This window comes from Streptomyces sp. NBC_00322 (assembly GCF_036147535.1).
Classification (GTDB): domain Bacteria; phylum Actinomycetota; class Actinomycetes; order Streptomycetales; family Streptomycetaceae; genus Streptomyces.
In genome coordinates this window covers 5,409,728-5,433,145 of record NZ_CP108019.1, presented here as the reverse complement: position 1 = coordinate 5,433,145, position 23,418 = coordinate 5,409,728, and the positions used below count along the sequence as shown (strand labels likewise).

Genomic DNA, 23,418 nt, shown 5'->3' with positions numbered 1-23,418 from the left:
GGCTCCTGTCGCGCGCCGTTGCGTGACGTAGGTGAAAGAAGCGACGCAACGCCATGACGCGGGGTGTCCGGTCGGAGTCGACGTTATGCCGCGATGAGAGATGTCCGAGCCGATATTGGCCAATGTTGGCAGCGGGGCCGGAACGGGGTGATCAACGATCGCCCGGGCGCTGTGGCGCTCCGGGCGCTGGCCGGGGGCTTCGCTGCCCCCACGGCATATAGCGCTGATCACGGGTCAAGGCTATCGCCCCGCCCCCCCGACCCGTCATGAGCCGTATGTGTACAAAAGCAGGGCCGGAAGTTTGACAGTCTGGACAGCGACACAGGGCCACTCTTGGCAAACAGTCCCCCGCGGTGCAGGTTGGCGGTGACGACACGGCAGACCGTCGACGCCCTGCACCGACGGCAGGGGCACCGTCGACAGCCCGACACCGGGAGCAGCCATGACACCGAAGATCCTGATCGTCACCGGCGATGCGGCCGAGTCCCTCGAAGTCCTCTACCCGTATCAGCGGCTGCGGGAAGAGGGGTACGAGGTCGACATCGCGGCCCCCGCCCGCAAAAAACTACAGTTCGTCGTGCACGACTTCGAGCCGGGCTTCGACACCTACACCGAAAAGCCGGGCTACACCTGGCCGGCGGACCTGGCCTTCTCGGAGGTCGAGCCCGGACAGTACGCAGCGGTGGTGATCCCGGGCGGCCGCGCCCCGGAGTACCTGCGCAACGATCCCGAGCTACGCAAGATTCTGAAGTCCTTCTTCGACGCCGACAAGCCCGTGGCCCAGATCTGCCACGGCCCGCTGCTGACGGCGGCGATCGGCAGCCTGGAGGGCCGCCGGGTCACGGCCTACCCCGCCCTGGAACTGGACATGCAGGCGGCGGGCGCAAGCTTCCAGGACGTGGAGGCGGTCGTCGACGGCACGCTGGTGTCGTCGAGGGCATGGCCGGACCACTCGGCATGGATGCGGGAGTTCCTCACGGTGCTTCGGGCGAAGGCACCGGTGACATAGGGGGTGTGGCGGGGCGGCCCGGCCCCTCGGGGTCCGGGCCGAGCCCGGTTCGGGTTCCGCGGGGTGGGGAGCAGGCCGGCCTCAGGCGAACCGCCCCGTTACGCCACCAGCCGTGTCGCCACCTCCACCGCCTCCGCGAGGCTGTCCACCACCGGCACCCCCACCGACTCCAGGCTCGCCCTGCTGTGCGACCCCCCGGTGTACAGCACCGCCCGCGCCCCCACATGCGCCGCCGCCACCGCGTCGTCGACCGCGTCACCGATCACCACCGTGCGATCCGGCGCCGCGACGCCGCCGAGCGCCGCGAGATGGCGCTCCATGTGCAGCGCCTTCGTGCCGCCGGACGGCCCGGTCCGCCCGTCCACGCGTATGAAGTGGCCCTCGATGCCATAGCCCCGTACGACCGGGACCAGCTCCTCGTGCCCGTACATGCTCAGCAGCGACTGGCTGCGCCCGGCCAGCCGCCATTCCTGGAGCAGCTCCTCGACGCCCTCGGTCAGCCCGCACCCGATCCGGTGCTGGCTGTAGTGCCGGTGGAAGGCCTCGTCCATTACCTCCCACTCCGCGTCCGACGGCAGCCGTCCCATGAGCCGCTCGTAGAACCGGGGAATCGGCACGCAGTACATCTCGCGGTAGCTCTCGAGCGTGATCGGCTCCAGGCCGATCTCCTCGAAGGCGGCGTTGGTCGCCCCGATGACAGCCGTGATGTCGTCGAGCAGTGTGCCGTTCCAGTCCCAGACCAGATGTGTGCTGTGCTTCCCCATACGAAAACGGTACCGGCCGGGTCTGACAACCGGCCGCCGAGCCGCCTTCGCAGCCTCAGCCGACGAGGTTGTGGATCTCCTGCACCCCGTACCAGAGCAGCTCGTGGTCCTCCGCCCCGTCCACCGTGAACTGCGCGTCGTCGTCGCCCTGGTCCGCCGCCCCCAGCGCGTCCGCCGCGGCCGCCACGTCGCCGATCGCGTCGTCCGCGTCCACGTGCACCGCCGCCGCCTTGGAGAGCGGAACCGCCATGGCGACCCGCACCTCGCCGAGCGCGCTCACGACGAGCACCCCGTCGGGATCGGCGACCGCGTCCTGGTCCCGTACGTCGACCGCGACGACGACCCGGCGCCTGACCGCGTCCGGGTCACCGGCGAGCAGTCGCAGCGAGGCGGCGGCGGCGCGGTTCAGCGCGGCGTACTCCAGTTCCTCGATGTCGTCGGAGACATACCACTCGCGCAGTCCCGGCGTGACGGCATACGCGGTCAGCGGCCCGGGGCCGAGCTCGCCCGCCTTGTGCGCCTCTGCGAGACCGGGGAGGGTCAGGGGGACGTAGACGCGCATGGCTGACCGCTTTCGTAGTCGGAAACGCCCTCAGGATACGTGTGAGGTCCGCCCGAGGTCCCCCTTCGGGCTGCTGCCCCCGGCCTCACGCGCCGTCCACCGCAGACCTGCCTCGCACTGGCCCAGGACCGCCCGCGGCGGACCCCCGTCACCCTGATAGGTGAACTGTGGCGCCTGCCGCAGCAAGGGATACCGCGCATTGCGGTCCGACCAGCCCGCCCCGTAGAAGATCACCAACGAAGTTACCGCCCGGTATCGCACCGGGCCCGGCATATCGGGGGCGATCTGCATGAGCATGAACAGGACCCGGCCCGCAGGGCGGCAGGACCAGCGCCGTCCCGCCGCGGTCGCGGCAACCGCGATGGCACGCGCACGTCGGCAGGACAAGCCGCACTACTGGTTCGCCGACCGCCTGCTCGCGGTGCTCAGCGGCCGGCGCCCGGTGCACTGGATGCTCGGGCACACCATCGGGGAGGCGTACGAACAGCTCGTGCGGCTCGCCCCGGGAGCACCGCTGCGTCCGGCGGAGCGGGTCACACCCGTCGTACGGCACTGCGGGGAGTACCACCCCGGCCCCGGCGTGATCGAGGCCTTCGCCAGGATCGGCTCCGGCGACCGGGTCAGCGCGATGGCCTTCCGCCTGGAACAGGGCGCGGACCAGCGCTGGCGATGTGCCGCGGTGGAACTCGGCGGAGAACGCGTCGGCACGTCCGCCGGAAACTAGCCACTGGGGGGCCGCCCGACCCGACCGGCAGGAAGCCGCAGGCGGTCCGCTCAGCCGCCGTCCGCGCCGAGCCGGGCCGCCTGCCCCTCCTGCACCTGCCGGGCCGTCTGGAGGAAGTCCAGAATCGTGGCGAGCTGCTCCTCGTCATAGCGGCTCAGAGCCTCGGCCCCGGCGGTGCCGACGGGTACGTAGACCTCGGCCTCGGCCTCACGCGCCGTGTCCGTGGCGGTGACGAGTACCCGCCGCCGATTGGCCGCGTCCCGGCTGCGGACGACCAGGCCGATGCGCTCGAGCCGGTCGATGACCGTGGTCGTCGCCGCCGGGCTGAGCTTCAGCGCGGTGCTCAGTTCACCGGCCGACAGCTCCCCCGATCCCAGCACCAGGTCGAGGCAGCGCAGGTCGGTGCGGTTCACGCCGAGCCGTGCGGCAGCTGCCTCGTCGAAGGCGTCGAAGCTCTGCTGCAGGGAGCGGAGCTGCTGGGCAACATTCCTCATCAAAGCTTCTTTCGACATTCGAATCTTTCTGTTATCGTAAGCTTCGTTGGTCGAAATAATAGCACTGCCGAAGGACAGAAGCCGCAGGACAAACCCACGAACGACATCGAGATCCAGAACCTCTTCCAGCGCTTCATGCAGGCCTGGAACGACGGCGACGCGGTCGCCTTCGGCGCCTGCTTCACCGAGGACTCCGACTACGTGTCGTACGACGGCACACGCGCGGTGGGGCGGGCAGAGCACCAGGACAACCACGACCAGCTCTTCCGCGGCGTCCTCACCGGCTCCGCGCTGGTCGGCGAGATCGAGGACATCAGGCACATCGCACCGGGGGTCGCCGTCCTGTACGGCACCGCCTCCGTACTGATGCCCTGGCGCTCCAAGCTCCCCAAGCGGCGCCTGTCACGGCAGACCGTCGTCGTCGTGAACACCGGCGACGGCTGGCGGATCAGCGCCATCCACAACGGCCGGGTCCGTCCCGTCACCGTCCCCGCCCCCGACTCGATGCCGTCGAAGATGTCCCGCGCCATGACCCGCGCCGCCCGCCGCCTCGGCCGCGGCCGCGCCACCGCGAGCCCCTGAGCGAACGCGAGCCTTGAGCCAAACGGCCGGGGCGGGCGACTCGAGCCCTTGAGCGAAACGGCTGGGGCCGGACACCGCAATCGGTGTCCGGCCCCAGCCGTTCGCAACAGGCAAGCGCAGAGTTACTTCTTACGGCGGCGCCCGGCGCCCTTCTGCGCCTTGCGGCGCTCCGCACGCGTCAGACCGTCCCCGTCAGAGTGAGCCTGCCCGTCGTCGCTGATGAAGTCGCCCTCGACGATGCCACCCTCGCCGTCCACCTTCGGCGCCGAGAAGTGCAGCCGGTCCCGCCGCTGCGGGGCGTCGAGCCCCTTCGCGCGGATCTCCGGACGGGAGGCTCCCGCCGGAACGGCGCCCTCCTTGGCGAGCGAAGGAGCCGCATCCTGCACCGGGACCTCCTCGACCTGCTGTTCAACCTGGACCTCCAGGTTGAACAGATAGCCGACGGACTCCTCCTTGATGCCCTCCATCATGGCGGTGAACATGTCGAAGCCCTCGCGCTGGTACTCCACGAGCGGGTCCTTCTGGGCCATCGCGCGCAGGCCGATGCCCTCCTGGAGGTAGTCCATCTCGTAGAGGTGCTCACGCCACTTGCGGTCCAGTACGGACAGCACCACGCGCCGCTCAAGCTCACGCATGATGTCCGAGCCGAGCTGATTTTCACGCTCCTCGTACTGCTCGTGGATGTCGTCCTTGATGGACTCGGCGATGAACTCGGCGGTGATCCCGGCACGGTCGCCGGCCGCGTCCTCCAGCTCCTCGACGGTGATCTTCACCGGGTAGAGCTGCTTGAACGCGCCCCACAGCCGGTCCAGGTCCCACTCCTCGGCGAAGCCCTCGACCGTCTCCGCCTGGATGTACGCGTCGATGGTGTCGTCCATGAAGTGGCGCACCTGCTCGTGCAGGTCCTCGCCCTCCAGAACGCGGCGGCGCTCGCCGTAGATGACCTCACGCTGGCGGTTGAGGACCTCGTCGTACTTCAGGACGTTCTTACGCGTCTCGAAGTTCTGCTGCTCCACCTGCGACTGCGCCGACGCGATCGCGCGCGTGACCATCTTGTTCTCGATCGGGACGTCGTCGGGGACGTTCGCCATCGACATCACGCGCTCGACCATCTGCGCCTTGAACAGACGCATCAGGTCGTCACCCAGGGACAGGTAGAAACGGGACTCGCCCGGGTCTCCCTGACGGCCGGAACGACCGCGCAGCTGGTTGTCGATACGCCGCGACTCGTGCCGCTCGGTGCCCAGCACATAGAGCCCGCCGATGTCGGTCACCTCGTCGTGCTCGGCCTTGACGGCCGCTTCGGCGCGCTCCAGCGCGGCGGGCAGGGCCGCGGCCCACTCCTCGACGTGCTCGACCGGGTCCAGGCCGCGCTGGCGCAGCTCCGCCTCGGCGAGGTCGTCGGGGTTGCCGCCGAGCTTGATGTCCGTACCACGGCCGGCCATGTTCGTCGCGACCGTGACCGCGCCCTTGCGGCCGGCCTGGGCGACGATCGTCGCCTCCCGGTCGTGCTGCTTGGCGTTGAGGACCTCGTGCTGGATGCCGCGCTTGTTGAGCTGCTGCGAGAGGTACTCGGACTTCTCGACCGAGGTCGTGCCGACCAGGATCGGCTGGCCCTTCTCGTGCTTCTCGGCGATGTCGTCGACGACCGCGGCGAACTTGGCGACCTCGGTCCGGTAGATCAGGTCGGACTGGTCCTTGCGGACCATCGGCATGTTCGTCGGGATCGGCACGACGCCCAGCTTGTAGATCTGGTGGAACTCGGCGGCCTCGGTCATGGCCGTACCGGTCATGCCGGAGAGCTTGCCGTAGAGGCGGAAGAAGTTCTGCAGGGTGATCGTGGCGAGGGTCTGGTTCTCGTCCTTGATGTCCACCCCTTCCTTCGCCTCGATCGCCTGGTGCATGCCCTCGTTGTAGCGGCGGCCTGCGAGGATACGGCCGGTGTGCTCGTCGACGATCATGACTTCGCCGTCGATGACGACGTAGTCCTTGTCGTTCTTGAACAGTTCCTTGGCCTTGATGGCGTTGTTCAGATAGCCGACGAGCGGGGTGTTCACCGACTCGTAGAGGTTGTCGATGCCCAGCCAGTCCTCGACCTTGGCGACACCCGGTTCATGGATGGCGACGGTCCGCTTCTTCTCGTCGACCTCGTAGTCGCCGGTCTCCTCGATGCCCTTGAGGGGGTTGCCCGCCTCACCCTTGGACAGGCGGGTGACCAGCTTGGCGAAGTCGCCGTACCACTTGGTGGCCTGGTCGGCCGGGCCGGAGATGATCAGCGGAGTACGGGCCTCGTCGACGAGGATCGAGTCGACCTCGTCGACGATGGCGTAGTTGTGGCCGCGCTGGACGAGCTCGTCCTGGGACCACGCCATGTTGTCGCGGAGGTAGTCGAAGCCGAACTCATTGTTCGTTCCGTACGTAATGTCGCAGTTGTACTGTTCGCGACGCTGAGCCGGCGTCATGTTGGCGAGGATGCAGCCGACATTCAGGCCCAGGAACTTGTGGACCCGGCCCATCATCTCGGAGTCACGCTCGGCCAGGTAGTCGTTCACCGTGATCAGGTGGACGCCCTTGCCCGAGAGCGCATTGAGGTAGGCGGGGAGCGTGCCGACGAGGGTCTTGCCCTCACCGGTCTTCATCTCGGCGACATACCCGAGGTGGAGCGCGGCGCCGCCCATCATCTGTACGTCGTAGTGGCGCTGGCCGAGGACGCGCTTGGCGGCCTCACGGACGGTCGCGAACGCCTCGGGGAGCAGGTCGTCCAAGCTCTCACCGTCGGCGTACCGCTCCTTGTACTCATCGGTGAGAGCCCGCAACTCGGCGTCGGAGAGGTTGACGAAGTCCTCTTCGATGGAGTTGACCTGGTCCGCGATGCGGTGCAGTTTGCGCAGGATCTTGCCTTCGCCTGCACGCATGAGCTTGTTGAAGACGGACACTGAGGTTGGTCTCCTTGCCGATCGGGCCTGGCACTGGGTCTTGTTATGGACACTGGCGCGGGCACGGCAGGTGGGCCCCACCGCAACGGCCATCGTAAGCGAGGACCCGGCCGGGTCGGGAGGTCCGTCGTCAGCCAGGCCTGCTGTCACCCGGAAAGAGAACGCGCGGGACGCACGGAAGGTGCCGGTGAGGTACGAAAAGTGCTCGCATCCCTTCGCGGACATGACCAGAATCCGGTCATGGAGCCCATCACCCTCACCACGGAACGCCTGCTGCTGCGCACCTTCACGAGCGACGACACGGACGCGGTCTATCTGGCGTGTCAGGATCCCGACATCCAGCGGTGGACGACGGTCCCCTCGCCCTACGAGCGCCGGCATGCGGCCGAATTCACCGGACAGATGGTCCCGGAGGGCTGGCGCTCCGGCACGATGTGCACCTTCGCGGTGCTGCCTCGGGCGGGCGGTGCGCTGATGGCATCGGTCGCGGTCAGCCTGCGGACTTTCTCGGGCACCTGGGAGATCGGTTTCTGGACGGACAAGGAGCACCGGGGGCGCGGCATCATGGCGGAGACCGTGGGGGCCGTGGCGCACTGGGCCTTCACCAGGCTGGGCGCGACGCGTCTGGAGTGGCGGGCGGAGGTCGGCAACGAGGGCTCGCGGGCCGTCGCCGAGAAGGCGGGCTTCATGATCGAGGGGTCGCTGCGGGCGGCCCTGCTGAACAAGGACACGCTCCGGGATGTGTGGGTGGGGGGCGCTGCTCCCGTCGGACCTGGGGCTGTCGAGCACCCATCCGTATCTGCCGCCCCGGGGCTGACGCCCGCGGAGTGAACGGCATGCGGGGTGGGACGGCATGCGGGGTGGGACGGCATGCGGGGTACAGCGGCCGGACCTGCGGCCCGGACCGATTGTCAGTCCCGCCGTCTAGGGTGCGGACCATGACCAGCGTGCCGCCGCCCACCGCCGAACTGTCCGCCGACGAAGCCCGCCGCATAGCCCTGCGCGCCCAAGGGTTCCTGGGCGCGCCCGACCGGCGCGGCGGGGTGCGGGGTGTGCTGCGTCACCTCGGCGCCGTCCAGCTGGACACGATCTCGGTACTGGCGCGCTCGCACGAGCTCATTCCGTACGCCCGCCTTGGCGCGGTGGGCCGCAAGACGGTCGAGGACGCGTACTGGACCGAGGGCCACAGCTTCGAGTACTGGTCGCACGCCGCCTGCATTCTGCCCGTCGAGGAGTGGCCCCACTTCGCCTTCCGCCGCCGCAGCTACCGCGCCCGCCCCCACTGGAACCATGACCTTCCGGACGGCGCCTACGACACGGTGATCAAGCAGCTGCGCGCCGAAGGCCCGCTCACCGCGACGGAGTTGGGCGGCGCGAAGAACGGCGGCGAGTGGTGGGACTGGTCGGCGTCGAAGGTCGCCGTCGAGCGCGCGCTGATGTACGGCGAGGTGGTGTGCACCGAGCGGCGCAGCTGGAAGCGGGTGTACGACCTCGCCGAGCGGGCCATCCCCGATGATCTTCTCCACGACGAGCTCGACGACACGGAGTGCCTGCGCCGGCTCGTCCGGCTCGCAGGTCAGTCGCTCGGTGTCGGCACCCGCGCGGACATCGCGGACTACCACCGTCTCAAGGGCGAGCAGTTCGACGCCGTGGTGGCGGACTCGGGGCTGGTCCCGGTCACGGTCGAGGGCTGGTCCAAGCCCGCCTGGGCCGACCCGCAGGCACTCGCCTCCGAACCGCGCGGCCGGCATCGCACGACCCTGCTCTCACCGTTCGACTCACTCGTCTGGGAACGGGCACGCACCGAGCGGATCTTCGGCTTCACCCACCGCCTCGAGGCGTATGTCCCCAAGCCGAAGCGGGTGTACGGCTACTTCGCGATGCCGCTGCTGTCGGGCGGAAAGCTGCTCGGCCGCGTCGACCCGGCCCGCGAGGGCACGACGCTGGTGGCGCGCCAGGTGTCGCTGCACAGCGCGAAGGCGGTGGCACCCATGGCCCAGGCGCTGCGCGAAGCCGCTCAGTGGGTCGGCTGCGATTCCGTACGCATCGAACGGGTGGACCGCGCCGAGCTGACCGCGGACCTGGTCAAGGCTGTCTTGTGAGCGCCACCGGTGATCACTACCGGCCACCAGTGCCGCTGATCACTGCCGGTGATCATTACCGAATCTCGAGGATCTTCTCCCGCATCGCGTAGACCACGGCCTCCATCCTGGAGTGCAGCTGCAGCTTCTCCAGGATGTTGCGGACGTGGTTCTTCACTGTGTTCTCGGAGATGAACAACTCCTTGGCGATATCCCGGTTGTTCATCCCCGTGGCAACCAGCTTGAGCACTTCCAGCTCTCGCTCGGTGAGCCGGGGCGCGGGCACGAGCCTGCGCTCGTCGGTGCGCTGGATCATCGACTTGAACTCGGTCAGCAGCTTGGACGCCATGGACGGGCTGATCTGCGACTGCCCGTCGGCCACCGCGCGGATCGCCGTGGCCACCTCGTCGGTGGAGATCTCCTTGAGGAGATAGCCGGTGGCGCCGGCCTTGATCGCGTCGTAGAGGTCGGCTTCCTCGTCGCTGATCGTCAGCATGATGATCTTCGCGCTGGGGGCCACCTCCTTGATGGACGTACAGGCTTCGATGCCGCCGCGCTTGGGCATCCGCACATCCATCAGCACGATGTCGGGTAGGAGGTCAGCGGCCTTGTCGACCGCCTCGGCGCCGTCGCCCGCCTCGCCCACGACCTGGATGTCCTCCTCCTGCGCGAGGACGATCTCCAGCCCCCGCCGGAACAGGGCGTGATCATCCACCACAAGAACCCGGATGGGCTCCTTGCGGGAACCACCGTGGTCCGCGCCGCCTTCGGCGACTGTGGAGCCGGCGTCACCCGCGTCGCCCGAGTCGTCATGAACCGGCCCGAAGCTGTCCGCCATCGTTCCTCCCCCTGAAGGCCGCGGCCTGAAGATCATGTCTGGTCCGCCAACGTCATTACAGAGTGCATCGGTTGGCCTGGGACGCCATGCTTTCATGCCCGGACGACAGAGCGGTGATCCTGTGGTCGCACGGTGATGCCCCTGGGGGCGCACGTTGCACTCCAGGGGCACCACCGACCTGCCTGGCGGCACTCAGCCGCCGAGCGCACCTCCGGCACCGCCCGCCTCGGATCCGGCCAGCGGGTCGGTCTCCAGGTGGATGACGCCGTAGTCGTAGGCGTGCCGTCGGTAGACGACACTGGGCTGCTTCGTCTCGGAGTCGACGAAGAGGTAGAAGTCGTGCCCGACCAGTTCCATCTCGTAGAGAGCCTGGTCGAGTGTCATCGGTGCTGCGGTGTGGACCTTCTCGCGGACCACCAGCGGTCCCTCGCCCTGGATTTCGAGCGAGCCGATCCTGGTGGTGGGAATGGATTGGGGCGTCTCTTCGCCGAGGGGCCGGCCGTTGGCATTCAACTCGGCGACGCCGGGGACGACGTCGGCCACCTCGGAGGCCGAAATCCGGCCGTTTCCACGGCGGTTGTGGCGCTTCTCGTGCTGCTTGCGCAGCCGGGCCTCCAGCTTGCCGGTGGCGAGGTCGAGCGCTGCGTACGGGTCGCCTGCTGCGGCCTCCGCCCGGATCACCGGGCCTCGGGAGTGGAGAGTGATCTCCACACGGTCGGAACGGTCGGCCTGCCGCGGGTTGTGCTCCTTGGACACCTCGACGTCCAGGCTGATCACCTTGCCGTCGAGCTTCTGGATTTTCTCCAGCTTCAGCTTCTCGGCCACGTGCTTGCGGAACCGCTCGGGCACCTCGGTCTTGCGGCCCTTGACGACGATGTCCACGCAGAACTCCGTTCCCGGATAGCTCCGTCCGCTCGCTGGCTGCGGAGCCTCTCCCTCTTGCACCAGACTCCGGTGATCACCGGAGTCTCGGACTTGGCGACTTTCACCTCCTCCTCCCCAGTCGACAAGATCCCCACCCCACCCACTTTCGAGGTATTGGCTTCCTCGAATCCCTGGCCCGGCCCGAAGCGCGGCCCTGCATTCGGTGCGGTACGGCAATCGCCATTCCTCACAACCGAACATAGCTCGCTCGGACGGGTGTCGGCACCCGCTACCAGCGCGTACCTCCATTCAGGGGCTTTTCGTCTCTCACTACCTGCAACGATGCAAGTTCTCGGTCAGTTCCGGTTTTTTTCGAAAGACAGCGGTGGGACTGCGACCACCGCCGCGCCCAGCTGCAGAAGTCCGGGAAATCGCATGCCGGAGGCCGCCCGGAGCGCCCGCGCCGCCTCGGTCAGCGAAGCCCCGGTGGTCATGAGGTCGTCCACGAGAACCACCCTGCCGCCCTCCAGAAGCCGTCCGCCTCCGGCGGCGACCTCCAGGGCCCCCGCCAGATTCTCCACCCTCATACGGGCCGTGAGACCCGACTGGTCGGCCACTTCCCGCCGCTGCCGCAGAACCGGGAGCACCCTGGCCTCCGTCCCCGTCCGCCGCAGCTCGCCCGCGGCGGCCAGCGCCATCCGCCGCGCCGCATCATGCCCCCGCGCCCGGACCGCACGCCGCGCCGACGGCACGGGTACGAGCAGCAGTGGACCAGTCCCCCGATCGGCCGTCGACACCGCGCCCCGTACCGCCCCGGCGAGCGCGACACCCAGCGGCCGGGCCAGCCCCAGCGCGCCCCGCTCCTTGTGCGCCAGCAGCACAGCACGCACGGCATCGGCATACGGAGCGGCGGCATGCACCTCCGGCAGGCCCGCGGGCTCGGGCACGGGCCTCGCTCTGCGTGCCCCGGTGCCGTACAGCGCCCGCGCGCACTCCTCGCACAGCGGCGTACGAGGAGTGCCGCAGCCGCCGCAGGCGACCGGCAGCACCAGACCGGAGATCTCCCGCCACCAGCCCCGCATGGCAACCACTGTGCCCACGGCTGGAGCGCCGTGCCACCCCTGTGGACAACTCTCTCCCGGACAGCTCCGGCAGGCCCTCCACAGGCTCGCCGGGGCGTCTCAGAGGCCCTTTCCGGCCGACGCAGGCCGGCCCGGACGCCGTCTTCCGCCCGGCTACCCCGGGTAGACCGGCGACGAGCCCTTCTTGACGAGCGTCTGCCAGTTCGCGCCCGGCGGCAGCTTCACGATGCCGTCGTCCTCGGAGTACGCCACCAGCGGGCGGCTCTCGTCGTCGGATGCGGCGACCGCCTTCACGCGGTTCAGACCCGGCAGCACGCTCGTGTCCGAACTCGAGCCGTCCGTCTGCATGTACCGCACTTGCTGGACTCCGCCGGACTCCTTGCCGACCACCACGAGTCTGCTGGGCCCCGCCCAGGAAACGGCCGTGACCGTCTCCATCTGTGGTGCGGCGGGCCGCAGTTCCGCCACGGAGACCACCGGGTTGGCCTTGGGGCCGTGGCGCTCCACACGCCCGATCTTCAGCGTGGTCCGGCCGTCCTTGGTCAGTAGCAGCGCGACGCGCACACCGTCGGCCGAGACCCTGACCGCCTCGATCCGTGCGCCGTCCAGTCCCGGGATGATCTTGACGCTCTGCGGAGTACCCGCGCCGCGCGCCAGGCGCAGCAGAGCCGGATGATGAGGATCGCGGTCGGCCACCCACAGATCGTTCCGGCCGTCCCAGCTCGGCGCCGAAAGACGGTTCGCGGGGCTGTCGCCGTGGCTCCGGACCAGCGGCTGGCCCAGCTCGCTGTCCGCCATGAGGGACGACACGTACAGGCTGCCGTAGTCCTTCGAGACGGCCGCCGCGGTGCGCTCGTCGCGAGCCACACCGACCAGGCTCATCTGAAGCCGGCCGTTGCCGAACGGGCCGAGCACATTCTCCGGCTCGCTTATGTCCTTGGCGGCGCCCGACAGCAGCGCCAGCTGGTTCTTGCTGTCGACGAAGTACTGGTTCACCGACTGGCCCGAGACATGGTCCCGTGCGTAGCCCTCGGCCTGGCTGCTGTTGACCACACACAGCTGCGAGCCGTCCACACGCTGCAGCTCCACCTGCTCGACCCTGGTGGACGTCAGATCCTTCAGGGTGAACAGAATCTGCGCCGCCATCCTCGAACACTGCAGGCGGCCCACATTGGACGCCTTCTCGTTGAGTGGCACCTTCAGCGCGTTCCGGTCGTCGAACGCCAGCGACTTGGTGCCCTTCCTCAGCGTCGTACCGGTCGGGAAGGGCGACTCGACCACAGGCCTCAGCCAGTTCGTCGGACCGTCGAGCAGCGCCTTGACCGACTGCGTGACCGGGTCCATCCGGGTCACCGGATCGAGCCGCTGGCGGATGTAGACCGGGTCGGCCACCGGCGTGGAGGCTTGCCCCGAGGCGAAGTAGTACTTGTTCACCGAGATGTAGTTGCGCCGGAAGTCGGACGCGCCGAGCACCAGCCCCGGCGGCAGACTGTCGATCCGCCACTCCTTGCCTTCCGGCCCGGTCTGCAGGGACAGGTGAATCGTCCGACTGTACGGCGTGGGAGAAACCGCCTGATAGGCATGCTGCGGGTCCACCGTGGCGATCTGCGTGCCCAAGAGCGGATAGTCGACGCCCGGGTTCTCCCGGCCACCGGTTATGGCCTGCCCGTAGCCGGGCGCGGCGGAGAGCACCGTGGTGCCCGCGTCCGGCCGCCACTTTTTGGAGGTCTCCGGCATCAGATACGTCCGGGCGATGGCGAAGTCCGTGTCGTCGCTGGTCATCGCCTCCAGGAAGCCCGTGACGATCTCGATCGGACTGGCGCCCTTCTGCGGCGGCACCGCGTACACGCGCACCTGCGAATCCGCGCGCTGGGACGCCTTCACCGCATGGATGTCACCGCTGTCGGGCATCGAGGCGCATCCCGCCAGCAGCACACCGCTGCAGCCGAGCAGGGCGGAAGCCTTGAGCGCGCCTCGGCGGCTGTCGCGTCGGGGGTCAGCGCCCACGAGTCGTGTCCTCCCGGTCCGAAGAAACCTGTGCTGCCGAGTCGCCACGCCGCTCCCCCGCCGGTCGTGCCACCACCCGGGCACCGTTGCCCGGCAGCGCCGCCGGGTCCACACCCGCCGGGGCCGAAGGGGGCGGCACCGGAGCACGCGGCGGCCCGGGCAGGGCCGAGCGGTCGGTCACCGGCTGCGTGGGCACGGCCGCCAGCCGGTGCCCGTTCGACTTCGGGACAGCGAGACCGGCGTCGGGCTCGCGGTTCTGCCGCGAATCCTCCGGCTCCAGGGGTATCGGCGACCCGCGCAGCGGCTCGTCCGCCGTACGCGGCAGGGTCAGCCGGAACTGCGAGCCCCCACCGGGCTCGCCCCACGCCTGCAGCCAGCCGCCGTGCAGCCGGGCGTCCTCGACCGCGATGGACAGACCGAGGCCTGTGCCGCCCGTCGTACGGGCCCGCGCCGGATCTGCCCGCCAGAAGCGGTTGAAGACCCGGGTCGCCTCCCCCGGCTTCAGCCCCACTCCGTAGTCCCGCACGGCGACAGCGACGGCCCCGCCTGCGACAGCCATCCGCACCACCACATCCCGGCCCTCGCCGTGCTCCACGGCGTTGACGACCAGGTTCCGCAGCACGCGCTCCACACGCCGGGCATCGGCCTCGGCCACCACCGGCTGCTCGTCGCCGATCACGCGTATCCGGGTGCCCTTGCGCTCGGCCAGCGGCTCGGCTCCGCCGATCACCCGCCGTACCACCTCGCGCAGATCTATCGGCTCCGCCTCCAGCGCCGCCGCACCCGCGTCGAAGCGGCTGATCTCCAGCAGATCGGAGAGCAGCGACTCGAAACGGTCGAGCTGATCCCCGAGAAGCTCCGCCGAACGCGCCGTCACCGGATCGAAGTCGGCCCGCGCCTCATGAATGACATCGGCTGCCATCCGTACGGTCGTCAGGGGCGTACGCAGCTCGTGCGACACATCCGAGACGAAGCGGCGCTGCATCCGGGAAAGCTCCTCCAGCTGCTGGATCTTGAGCTGGAGGTTCTGCGCCATCTTGTTGAACGCCTCGCCCAGGCGGGCGATGTCGTCCTCGCCGGTGACCTTCATCCGCTCCTGGAGGCGGCCGGCGGAAAGCCGCTCGGCGATCCCCGCGGCCATCCGCACAGGCGTCACGATCTGCCGCACCACCAGCCAGGCGATGGCTCCCAGCAGGACGACGACGAACAGCCCGGCCGTGGCGAGGGTTCCTCTGACCAGGTTGAGCGACTGCTCCTCCTGCGCCAGCGGGAAGAGGTAGTACAGCTCGTACGGATTGCCCTCGATGTCGTTCAGTCGCGTACCGACGACCAGCCCGGGCTCGGGCTCGTGCTCGTTGTTGTACTTGATCTGCATGTACGTCTCGTACGTACCGGACCCCTGGTCGACCGAGTTCCGCAGGTCCTCGGGAATGCTCTCGAAGGCCACGCTCCCCGAGGTCCGTGGCCCGCGTCCCGCGTCCTCGGAGTCGGCGCTGAGCGCCACCACGTGGAACGCGCCCTGCCCACCGCTGGAGAGCTGCTGCACCAGATCGGACCGCCAGGAGCTCCCCGCGGTCCTGCCGTCCGCGGCAGCGCCGTTGCGCCCGCTTCCCGGACCGTTGAGCAGGTTCGCCTTCTCGCGCGCCACGGCGAAGCCGCCGGCCGCCTGGCTCTGGGCAGCCTTGTCCTTGGCGTCGAGCAGACCGTTGCGCACCTGGCCGATGACGACGAAGCCCAGCAGCACCACCACGCCGAGCGACATCAGCAGCGTGCTCGCTACCACCCTGAGCTGGATGTTCCGCCGCCACAGCCGCACAGCGGGCAGCAGCGGACGGCGCACCCAGCGCATCACGAGCCGAAGAACCGGGCCGCCCGGCGCACTGCCCGAGGGCAGCCGTCCCCCCTGGAGCAGACGGCCGAATCGCGAGGGCTCATTCCCCGGTCCGGCAGCCCGCCCCGTACGGACTCCCGGCTCACCGGGCTTCGGAGCAACGCTGCCTCGGGACATGTCAGCTCGGCCCGGCCTTGTAACCGACACCACGGACGGTCACGACGATCTCCGGACGCTCGGGGTCCTTCTCGACCTTTGAGCGCAACCGCTGTACGTGCACATTGACCAGCCTGGTGTCGGCGGCATGGCGATATCCCCACACCTGCTCCAGCAGCACCTCGCGGGTGAACACCTGCCACGGCTTGCGTGCGAGTGCGACCAGCAGATCGAACTCGAGCGGAGTCAGGGCGATCGACTGCCCGTCCCGCTTCACGGAGTGTCCGGCCACGTCGATGACCAGATCCCCGATCGTCAGCTGCTCCGGCGCAGGCTCCTCCGACCTCCTCAGACGCGCCCGGATCCGGGCGACCAGCTCCTTCGGCTTGAACGGTTTGACGATGTAGTCATCGGCCCCGGATTCCAGGCCCACCACCACATCCACGGTGTCGCTCTTGGCCGTGAGCATCACGATCGGCACGCCGGACTCTGCCCTGATCAGCCTGCACACCTCGATGCCGTCCCGTCCGGGCAGCATGAGATCCAGCAGTACAAGATCGGGTTTGGCCTCACGGAAAGCGGCAAGTGCCTTGTCACCGTCCGCTACGAACGACGGCTCGAAACCTTCACCACGCAGCACAATCCCGAGCATCTCGGCCAGTGCGGTGTCGTCGTCGACGACAAGGACTCGTCCCTTCATAATCGACATCATCCCATTAGCTAATCGTTACCTGGCGTGACCTGGCCCACAGCTCCGCAATTCCGCCCCCGGTGACCGGGGACAACGCTCCCTGCTCGGTGACGATCGCCGTCACCAGATCCGGCGGTGTGACATCAAACGCCGGGTTGTACGCCTGGGTTCCCAGCGGAGCTACCGACAGCCCGCCACCGACTCCCCCAGCCACCGCGATCTGCGGCGCTGTGACCTCGGTCACCTCCTGCCCAGGCCGTTGCTCCACCTCTATCGAGGCCCCGTCCGGCGTGCTCCGATCGATCGTCGTCGTCGGCGCGACCACGAGGAACGGCACATGGTGGTACTTCGCAAGCACCGCCAGCGGATAGCTCCCCACCTTGTTCGCCACCGCTCCGTCGGCGGCGATCCTGTCCGCCCCGATCAATACCGCATCAACCTCCCCCGCCGCGAACAGCGACCCTGCGGCATTGTCCGTGAGCAATGTGTACGGCATTCCGCTCCGCGCCGCCTCATAGGCGGTCAGCCGGGCCCCCTGCAGCAGCGGTCGCGTCTCGTCGACCCACAGCCTCCGCAGCCTTCCCGCGCGGTGCGCCCTGAGCGCCACGGCGAACGCGGTGCCCTCCCCGCCGGAGACCAGCGCCCCGGTGTTGCAGTGGGTCAGGATCCGGTGACCGCCGCCCGGCAGCAGCTCGTCGAGGAGCACCAGGCCGTGCTCAGCCATCCGGTCACTGGCCTCGGCATCCTCCTGATGGAGCGCCTTGGCAGTGGAGAGCGCCGCATGCGCTGCCTGCTCGGTGTCCGCCCCCTTGTCCACCGCCGTACGGTACGCGGCCACCGCACGCCGTACGCCGTACGCCAGATTCACCGCGGTGGGCCGCGCCCGTTCCAGCAGCTCTGCCGACTCTTCCACGTCGTAGCCCCGCACGGCCGCGAGGGCCACCCCATAGGCCCCGGCGATTCCCAGCAGCGGCGCCCCGCGCACGGCGAGCGTCTGGATCGCCCCCACCAGGGCCGGCACATCGGTACACACCAGCTCGACCTCGTCGGCGGGCAGCCGGGTCTGGTCGAGCAGTACCAGTACAGGCCCTTCCGGCGGCTCGTCCCACCGCAGCGCCGGAAGCGTGGGCGGCTCGGTACCAGCCGGGTTTTGTACGTACTGATCAGCCATCCGCCCAGTCTGCCCGGTGAGCCACCGACAATGAAGGTGCCAAGGAGATACGGGCCCCCGCCCACCCGCGGTCGACGCGTGGCACGATGGCCACCAACCTGCCGTCCCGCCAAGGGGACAGGCACCGTGAACGCACCGGCTCGGCGAGCCGGTTCCGCGACCAATCCATGAGGTGGACGACCGTGAACGACACTCCGGGCTGGGCCTCGCCCGGATCTGCTCCCTCCGACAGGCAGGACGCCGGCGTTCCGCGGCCTCCCGAGCCAGCCGGAGAGAGCGGCCCCGCCTCGAAGTGGTCCACCGAGCAGCCGCCTCCGGGCCAGTGGTCCGCGCCGACCGCCCCGGGTGCCGACCGAATCCCCGTACCCCCGCCCTCCCCGGGCTGGGGCGGACAGCCGCGCGGCAGCTGGGGGAGGCCACCGGCCGCGGCCAAGCCCGGTGTCATCCCGTTGCGCCCCCTGGGGGTCGGCGAGATCCTCGACGGCGCTGTTTCCACGCTGCGCGCCCACTGGCGCACGGTGCTGGGCATCACGATCACCGTCTCGGTGGTCTCCCAGATCTGCAACATCCTCGTCGAGCGCTACCTGCTGCCCGACCCGCCCGAGGCCAACCCGGACGCAACGCCCTCGGAGGCCCTGAGGCAGTCCGTGGACTCGCTCCAGGCCAGTCTGCTCGCCATGGGCCCGGCGCTGATCATCACCTTGATCGCGACCCTGTTCACCACGGCACTTCTCACCATAGTGATCAGCCGCTCCGTGCTCGGCCGCCCGGTGACGCTCTCCGAGGCCTGGCAGGAGGCACGGCCCCGGCTTCCTCAACTGCTGGGCCTGACCCTGCTGTTGCCCCTGATGGGTGCCGCAATCATGACCGTGGCGATTCTGCCCGGACTGCTGCTCGGGGGCGGAGGTGGAATCGCGCTCGCCGTGCTCGCAGGCCTCGGGGCCTGCGGGGTCGTCCTCTGGCTGATCATCCGGTTCGCCCTCGCTTCTCCCGCGCTGATGCTGGAGCGCCAGGGTGTCATCGCCTCCCTGCGCCGCTCGGCCAAACTGGTCCAGGGCGCCTGGTGGCGGACCTTCGGCATCGTCGCACTCACGCTGCTGCTGACACTGCTGGTTTCGATGATCATCGCTGTGCCGTTCACGGTGATCGCGTTCGCGGTGGACGGCAGCGGGTTCAGCGACCTCTTCGCCGGAAACAGCCCCGACTTCGGATGGCCGTTCCTGATCATCACCGGCATCGGCTCGGTGATCGCATCCTCCATCACCTACCCGATCTCCGCCGGCGTTACGGTCCTCCTCTACGTCGACCAGCGCATCCGCCGCGAAGCTCTCGACCTGGAACTCGCACGGGCCGCGGGCGTCCCCGGCTACGGCTCCCAGCCGTCGGGCCACAACGCCTCCAGGAGCTGATGCGGTGTCCGCCACGGGGGGCGTGATGAGGGCGCGGCTAGGGATCCGCGCAAGCGACGACGTACCGGTGGACACTCCGCGCATCCCCGCACGGGAGGCGGCGGAGCGCGAACTGTCCAAGCCGATGTACCACGAGAACGACCCGAGCCTGCTCCAGCGCACCCTCGACCGCTTCTGGGACTGGGTCGGCGGTCTCTTCGACTCCGCCTCCGGCGCCACTCCCGGCGGCCCGCTCGGACTCTTCGTGGTCGTCCTGCTCGTGGTCGGCCTGATCGCCGCCCTCTGGTGGCGTCTGGGCGCGCCCCGGCGCGCCCCCGGCCCCGCGGACTCCCTCTTCGACGACGGCCCACGCAGCGCATCCGAACACCGCACAGCCGCCGAGGCCCACGCAGCCGCCGGACGCTGGAACCAGGCCGTCCAGGAACGCATGCGGGCCATCGTCCGCTCCCTGGAGGAACGAACCCTGCTCGACCCGCGCCCCGGCCGCACCGCGGACGAGGCCGCCGCCGAGGCCGGATGTTCCCTCCCCGCCCAGTCCGACGGACTCCACGCCGCCGCCAGGGAGTTCGACGACGTCACATACGGCGGCCGGACCGCCGACCGGCAGGCATATCTGAGTCTGCGTGATCTCGACCTAGAACTGGAGCGCACAAAGCCCCAACTGAGCGGCGCAGCCCGGGGAGCAGCCGAATGACCACTGCTTCCGTCAGCTCCACATCCATGGCTCCGACGAAGCGCCAGGTGTGGTCCCGAACTCGCGGCCTCCTGCTCGCACTTGTCATCCTCGTCGCAGCCGGGATCGCCATGGCCGCCCTGCGCTCCGGGGACCAGCACGGCCGCCTCGACCCCCGCTCCGCCGACCGCTACGGCAGCCGCGCCCTCGCCGAACTCCTCAAGGACCGCAGCGTCTCCACCCGCGTGGTCACCACCCTCGACGAGGCGGCCACTGCCGGCGGACCCGACACCACTCTTCTCGTCACCGTCCCCGACTTGCTGACGGAAGCTCAGCAAGGCACGCTCCGCGCCGCGATGGCCGACTCCGGCGGACGCACGGTTCTCCTCGCCGCCGGACCCGCGTCGCTCGGCACCCTGGCCCCCGGCGTCCACAGCGAGACCCCGACCTCCGTCTCGGCACGCACCCCCCAGTGCTCCCTCCCCTCTGCCCGCAGCGCGGGCAACGCCGACCTCGGCGGTGAGCGGTACGCCACCGAAAGGCCCGGCGCCGACAGCTGCTACCCGAGCGACGGCCTGCCCACACTCCTCAGGATCGACGAAACCGGCAACGGCGACACCGTCCTGCTCGGCTCCCCCGACATCCTCTACAACCACCGCCTGGACAAGCACGGCAACGCCTCCCTCGCTCTGCAACTCCTCGGCACCCGAAGCCATTTGGTCTGGTACCTTCCTTCGCTCGGCGACACCTCCGCCGCACAAGACGGCACCGGCGGCGACAGCGACAGCACGTTCCTCGAACTGATCCCCTCCGGCTGGCTCTGGGGGACACTGCAGCTCGCCGTCGCCGCCGTCCTGGCCGCGATCTGGCGCGCCCGCCGACTGGGCCCCCTCGTCACCGAACGGCTTCCCGTCGCCATCCGCGCCTCCGAGTCCACCGAGGGCCGCGCCCGCCTCTACCGCAAGGTGAACGCCCGCGACCGCGCGGCCGCGGCCCTGCGCTCGGCCACCCGTACGCGCCTCGCCCCGCTGCTCGGCGTCCCCCCTGCCGGCGCCCACTCCCCCGATGCCCTGCTCCCAGCTGTCTCGGCCCATCTCCCGACCGGCGAACGAGACCTCAACGGCCTCCTCTTCGGCCCGGCTCCGGCCGACGACACCGCTCTCATCCACCTGGCTGACCAACTCGACGCCCTCGAAAGAGAGGTACGCACTTCATGAGCGCCCCGACCCCCGAGACAGCTCAGAACTCGGACCGCGCCCGCACCTCCCTGGAGGCCCTGCGCACCGAGATCGCCAAGGCCGTTGTCGGCCAGGATCCCGCTGTCACCGGACTCGTCGTGGCTCTGCTCTGCCGCGGCCATGTCCTCCTCGAAGGAGTTCCGGGCGTCGCCAAGACGCTGCTGGTCCGCACCCTCGCGGCATCCCTCGAACTCGACACCAAGCGTGTCCAGTTCACTCCCGACCTGATGCCCAGCGACGTCACCGGCTCCCTCGTCTACGACGCACGCACCGCCGAGTTCTCCTTCCAGCCCGGCCCCGTCTTCACCAACCTTCTCCTCGCCGACGAGATCAACCGAACTCCGCCCAAGACGCAGTCCTCGCTCCTGGAGGCGATGGAGGAGCGCCAGGTCACCGTCGACGGCACGCCCCGCCCGCTGCCCGACCCCTTCCTCGTCGCCGCGACCCAGAACCCCGTTGAGTACGAGGGCACTTACCCTCTTCCGGAAGCCCAGCTGGACCGCTTCCTCCTCAAGCTCACGGTCCCGCTTCCCAGCCGCGTCGACGAGATCAACGTGCTGACCCGTCACGCGGAAGGCTTCAACCCCCGCGACCTGGAAGCTGCAGGCGTACGCCCCGTCGCAGGCCCGGCTGACCTGGAAGCCGCCAGGGCGGCCGTCGCCAAGACCTCGGTCTCCGCCGAAATCGCGGGCTACGTCGTCGATATCTGCCGCGCCACCCGTGAATCCCCCTCACTCACTCTCGGCGTGTCCCCCCGAGGCGCCACAGCGCTGCTCTCCACCGCCCGCGCATGGGCCTGGCTCACCGGCCGCGACTACGTCATCCCCGACGATGTCAAAGCCCTGGCCCTGCCCACCCTGCGCCACCGGATCCAGCTGCGGCCCGAAGCGGAAATGGAAGGAGTCACCGCCGACTCCGTCATCACCGCGATCCTCAGCCACGTACCCGTCCCCCGCTGAGGAGCTGCCCCATGGCCCTCACCGGACGAACCGCACTCCTCGCCGCTCTCGGCTCTCTCCCCGTGGGCATCCTGGCCCCGAGCTGGACCGGGATGCTTGCTGTGAATGCGCCTCTTTCCCTAGCAATCTTGTGCGACTACGCCCTTGCCGCGCCAGTGCGAACGCTCCGATTCACCCGAAGCGGTGATGCATCAGTTCGACTGGGTGACGGCGCCGAGGTCCACCTCACGGTCAGCAACCCCTCCGGTCGCCCCCTGCGCGCCCACCTCCGCGACGCCTGGCCCCCGAGCAGCTGGATCACCGGCACCGAACAGGCCGCATCGCGCCACAAGTTGACCGTCCCCGCCGGCGAACGCCGCCGTATCACCACGATCCTTCGCCCCACCCGCCGCGGCGACCGCCAGGCGGAGCGCGTCACCGTCCGCTCGTACGGACCACTGGGCCTGGCCGCCCGTCAGAGCAATCACCAAGTCCCCTGGACCGTGCGCGTCCTGCCGCCCTTCACCAGCCGCAAACACCTGCCCTCCAGACTGGCCAGACTGCGCGAGCTGGACGGCCGCACCAGCGTCCTCATCCGCGGCCAGGGCACCGAGTTCGACAGCCTTCGCGACTACGTCCCCGGCGACGACACCCGATCCATCGACTGGCGAGCAACCGCCCGCCAGACCACCGTCGCCGTGCGAACCTGGCGTCCCGAACGCGACCGCCACATCCTCGTCGTCCTCGACACCGGCCGCACATCTGCCGGTCGAGTCGGAGATGTCCCGCGCCTCGACGCGGCCATGGACGCAGCATTGCTCCTCACCGCGCTGGCCGCACGCGCCGGTGACCGGGTAGACCTCCTGGCCTACGACCGCCGTATCCGAGCCCAGGTCCAGGGACGCTCGGCCGGTGATCTCCTGCCCGCCCTGGTCAACGCACTTGCTCCACTGGAACCGGAACTCGTAGAGACCGACGCCCGTGGCCTCACCGCCACCGCCCTTGGCTGCGCCCCGCGCCGCTCCTTGATCGTGCTGCTCACGAGCCTCGACGCCGCACCCATCGAAGAAGGACTGCTTCCGGTTCTCCCTCAGCTCACACAACGGCACACCGTGCTCGTCGCCTCGGTCGCCGACCCTCATGTCCAGCAGATGTCCACCTGCCGAGGAACGATCGAGGCGGTGTACGACGCCGCAGCTGCCACCCAGGCTCAAGCTCAGCGCCGCCGTACGGCAGAACAGCTCCAGCGCCATGGCGTCACCGTCGTCGATGCGACCCCTGACAATCTTGCACCTGCCCTTGCAGATGCCTACCTCGCGCTGAAAGCCGCCGGTCGACTCTGACGGGGGGCTGGGGCGCATTGGCCCG

The 23,418-nt window shown here is 69.4% G+C and carries 20 protein-coding genes and 1 pseudogene; 10 read left to right on the top strand and 11 right to left on the bottom strand.

The genetic code is table 11. The features are described from left to right. The first annotated feature begins 442 nt into the window (after window positions 1-442). Window positions 443-1,009 (top strand): DJ-1/PfpI family protein, encoded by a 567-nt coding sequence (locus tag OG905_RS24865; RefSeq protein ID WP_328677291.1) that lies wholly within the window; start codon window positions 443-445, stop codon window positions 1,007-1,009. A 98-nt stretch (window positions 1,010-1,107) separates the two neighbouring features. Here the strand turns inward: OG905_RS24865 and OG905_RS24860 are convergent, their stop codons facing one another. Both OG905_RS24860 and OG905_RS24855 read right to left on the bottom strand, forming a co-directional pair. Then, complete coding sequence (locus tag OG905_RS24860) at window positions 1,108-1,773, bottom strand: HAD family hydrolase (protein WP_328677289.1); 666 nt, start codon at window positions 1,771-1,773, stop codon at window positions 1,108-1,110. Window positions 1,774-1,828: 55 nt separating this feature from the next. Next, a complete protein-coding gene (locus OG905_RS24855; RefSeq protein ID WP_328677287.1) occupies window positions 1,829-2,335 on the bottom strand; it encodes a DUF6912 family protein in 507 nt (168 codons plus the stop codon). 289 nt (window positions 2,336-2,624) lie between these two features. Between OG905_RS24855 and OG905_RS24850 the strand changes: the two genes are divergently transcribed. Beyond that, window positions 2,625-3,059, top strand: a complete 435-nt coding sequence (locus OG905_RS24850; protein WP_328677285.1) for an Rv3235 family protein — start codon at window positions 2,625-2,627, stop codon at window positions 3,057-3,059. Between the two features lie 50 nt (window positions 3,060-3,109). Here OG905_RS24850 and OG905_RS24845 read toward each other — a convergent pair whose 3' ends face one another. After that, complete coding sequence (locus OG905_RS24845) at window positions 3,110-3,553, bottom strand: MarR family winged helix-turn-helix transcriptional regulator (protein WP_328677283.1); 444 nt, start codon at window positions 3,551-3,553, stop codon at window positions 3,110-3,112. Here OG905_RS24845 and OG905_RS24840 point away from each other — a divergent pair. Further along, the gene (locus OG905_RS24840) at window positions 3,515-4,135 is read left to right on the top strand and encodes an SgcJ/EcaC family oxidoreductase (protein ID WP_328682579.1); all 621 of its coding nucleotides are present in this window, start codon (window positions 3,515-3,517) and stop codon (window positions 4,133-4,135) included. The two genes, OG905_RS24845 and OG905_RS24840, sit on opposite strands and share 39 nt — an antisense overlap. A 122-nt stretch (window positions 4,136-4,257) precedes the next feature. Here OG905_RS24840 and secA read toward each other — a convergent pair whose 3' ends face one another. After that, window positions 4,258-7,071: a preprotein translocase subunit SecA gene (gene secA / locus OG905_RS24835; protein ID WP_328677281.1), complete on the bottom strand. Its 2,814-nt coding sequence runs from the start codon at window positions 7,069-7,071 to the stop codon at window positions 4,258-4,260. A gap of 240 nt (window positions 7,072-7,311) precedes the next feature. On the opposite strand from secA, the pseudogene OG905_RS24830 reads away from it, so the two are divergent. Together OG905_RS24830 and OG905_RS24825 are read left to right on the top strand one after the other, a co-directional pair. Then, window positions 7,312-7,888: pseudogene (locus OG905_RS24830) on the top strand (GNAT family N-acetyltransferase). Window positions 7,889-8,009: 121 nt separating this feature from the next. Continuing rightward, the gene (locus tag OG905_RS24825; protein ID WP_328677279.1) at window positions 8,010-9,173 is read left to right on the top strand and encodes a winged helix-turn-helix domain-containing protein; all 1,164 of its coding nucleotides are present in this window, start codon (window positions 8,010-8,012) and stop codon (window positions 9,171-9,173) included. Window positions 9,174-9,228: 55 nt separating this feature from the next. On the opposite strand, the gene OG905_RS24820 is transcribed toward OG905_RS24825, so the two are convergent. From OG905_RS24820 to mtnA, 7 genes are all read right to left on the bottom strand, one after another. Continuing rightward, window positions 9,229-9,990, bottom strand: a complete 762-nt coding sequence (locus OG905_RS24820; RefSeq protein WP_328677277.1) for a response regulator transcription factor — start codon at window positions 9,988-9,990, stop codon at window positions 9,229-9,231. Window positions 9,991-10,182: 192 nt separating this feature from the next. Then, window positions 10,183-10,872, bottom strand: a complete 690-nt coding sequence (hpf, locus tag OG905_RS24815; RefSeq protein ID WP_324989542.1) for a ribosome hibernation-promoting factor, HPF/YfiA family — start codon at window positions 10,870-10,872, stop codon at window positions 10,183-10,185. Between the two features lie 338 nt (window positions 10,873-11,210). Continuing rightward, the gene (locus OG905_RS24810; protein WP_328682578.1) at window positions 11,211-11,936 is read right to left on the bottom strand and encodes a ComF family protein; all 726 of its coding nucleotides are present in this window, start codon (window positions 11,934-11,936) and stop codon (window positions 11,211-11,213) included. A 153-nt stretch (window positions 11,937-12,089) separates the two neighbouring features. Continuing rightward, window positions 12,090-13,943 (bottom strand): LpqB family beta-propeller domain-containing protein, encoded by a 1,854-nt coding sequence (locus OG905_RS24805; protein WP_443043984.1) that lies wholly within the window; start codon window positions 13,941-13,943, stop codon window positions 12,090-12,092. Beyond that, a complete protein-coding gene (gene mtrB, locus OG905_RS24800) occupies window positions 13,933-15,951 on the bottom strand; it encodes an MtrAB system histidine kinase MtrB (protein WP_328677270.1) in 2,019 nt (672 codons plus the stop codon). The genes OG905_RS24805 and mtrB overlap by 11 nt, the downstream gene beginning before the upstream one ends. A gap of 1 nt (window position 15,952) precedes the next feature. Beyond that, window positions 15,953-16,642, bottom strand: a complete 690-nt coding sequence (gene mtrA, locus OG905_RS24795) for a two-component system response regulator MtrA (RefSeq protein ID WP_187740742.1) — start codon at window positions 16,640-16,642, stop codon at window positions 15,953-15,955. 4 nt (window positions 16,643-16,646) lie between these two features. Continuing rightward, window positions 16,647-17,792 (bottom strand): S-methyl-5-thioribose-1-phosphate isomerase, encoded by a 1,146-nt coding sequence (mtnA, locus tag OG905_RS24790; protein WP_328677259.1) that lies wholly within the window; start codon window positions 17,790-17,792, stop codon window positions 16,647-16,649. Between the two features lie 182 nt (window positions 17,793-17,974). Between mtnA and OG905_RS24785 the strand changes: the two genes are divergently transcribed. From OG905_RS24785 to OG905_RS24765, 5 genes are read left to right on the top strand one after another with little or no spacing between them, the layout of a single operon-like run. Next, window positions 17,975-19,201 (top strand): DUF7544 domain-containing protein, encoded by a 1,227-nt coding sequence (locus OG905_RS24785; protein WP_328677257.1) that lies wholly within the window; start codon window positions 17,975-17,977, stop codon window positions 19,199-19,201. 4 nt (window positions 19,202-19,205) lie between these two features. Continuing rightward, on the top strand, window positions 19,206-19,895 hold the full coding sequence (locus OG905_RS24780; RefSeq protein ID WP_443043983.1) for a DUF4129 domain-containing protein: 690 nt from the start codon (window positions 19,206-19,208) through the stop codon (window positions 19,893-19,895). Next, window positions 19,892-21,091 carry a DUF4350 domain-containing protein gene (locus OG905_RS24775; RefSeq protein ID WP_328677255.1) on the top strand — a complete coding sequence of 400 codons (1,200 nt, stop codon included), beginning with the start codon at window positions 19,892-19,894 and terminating at the stop codon, window positions 21,089-21,091. Before OG905_RS24780 ends, OG905_RS24775 begins: the two co-directional genes overlap by 4 nt. Continuing rightward, window positions 21,088-22,071, top strand: a complete 984-nt coding sequence (locus tag OG905_RS24770; protein WP_328677253.1) for an AAA family ATPase — start codon at window positions 21,088-21,090, stop codon at window positions 22,069-22,071. The genes OG905_RS24775 and OG905_RS24770 overlap by 4 nt, the downstream gene beginning before the upstream one ends. Before the next feature lie 11 nt (window positions 22,072-22,082). Continuing rightward, window positions 22,083-23,393, top strand: a complete 1,311-nt coding sequence (locus tag OG905_RS24765) for a DUF58 domain-containing protein (RefSeq protein ID WP_328677251.1) — start codon at window positions 22,083-22,085, stop codon at window positions 23,391-23,393. Window positions 23,394-23,418: the final 25 nt, after the last annotated feature.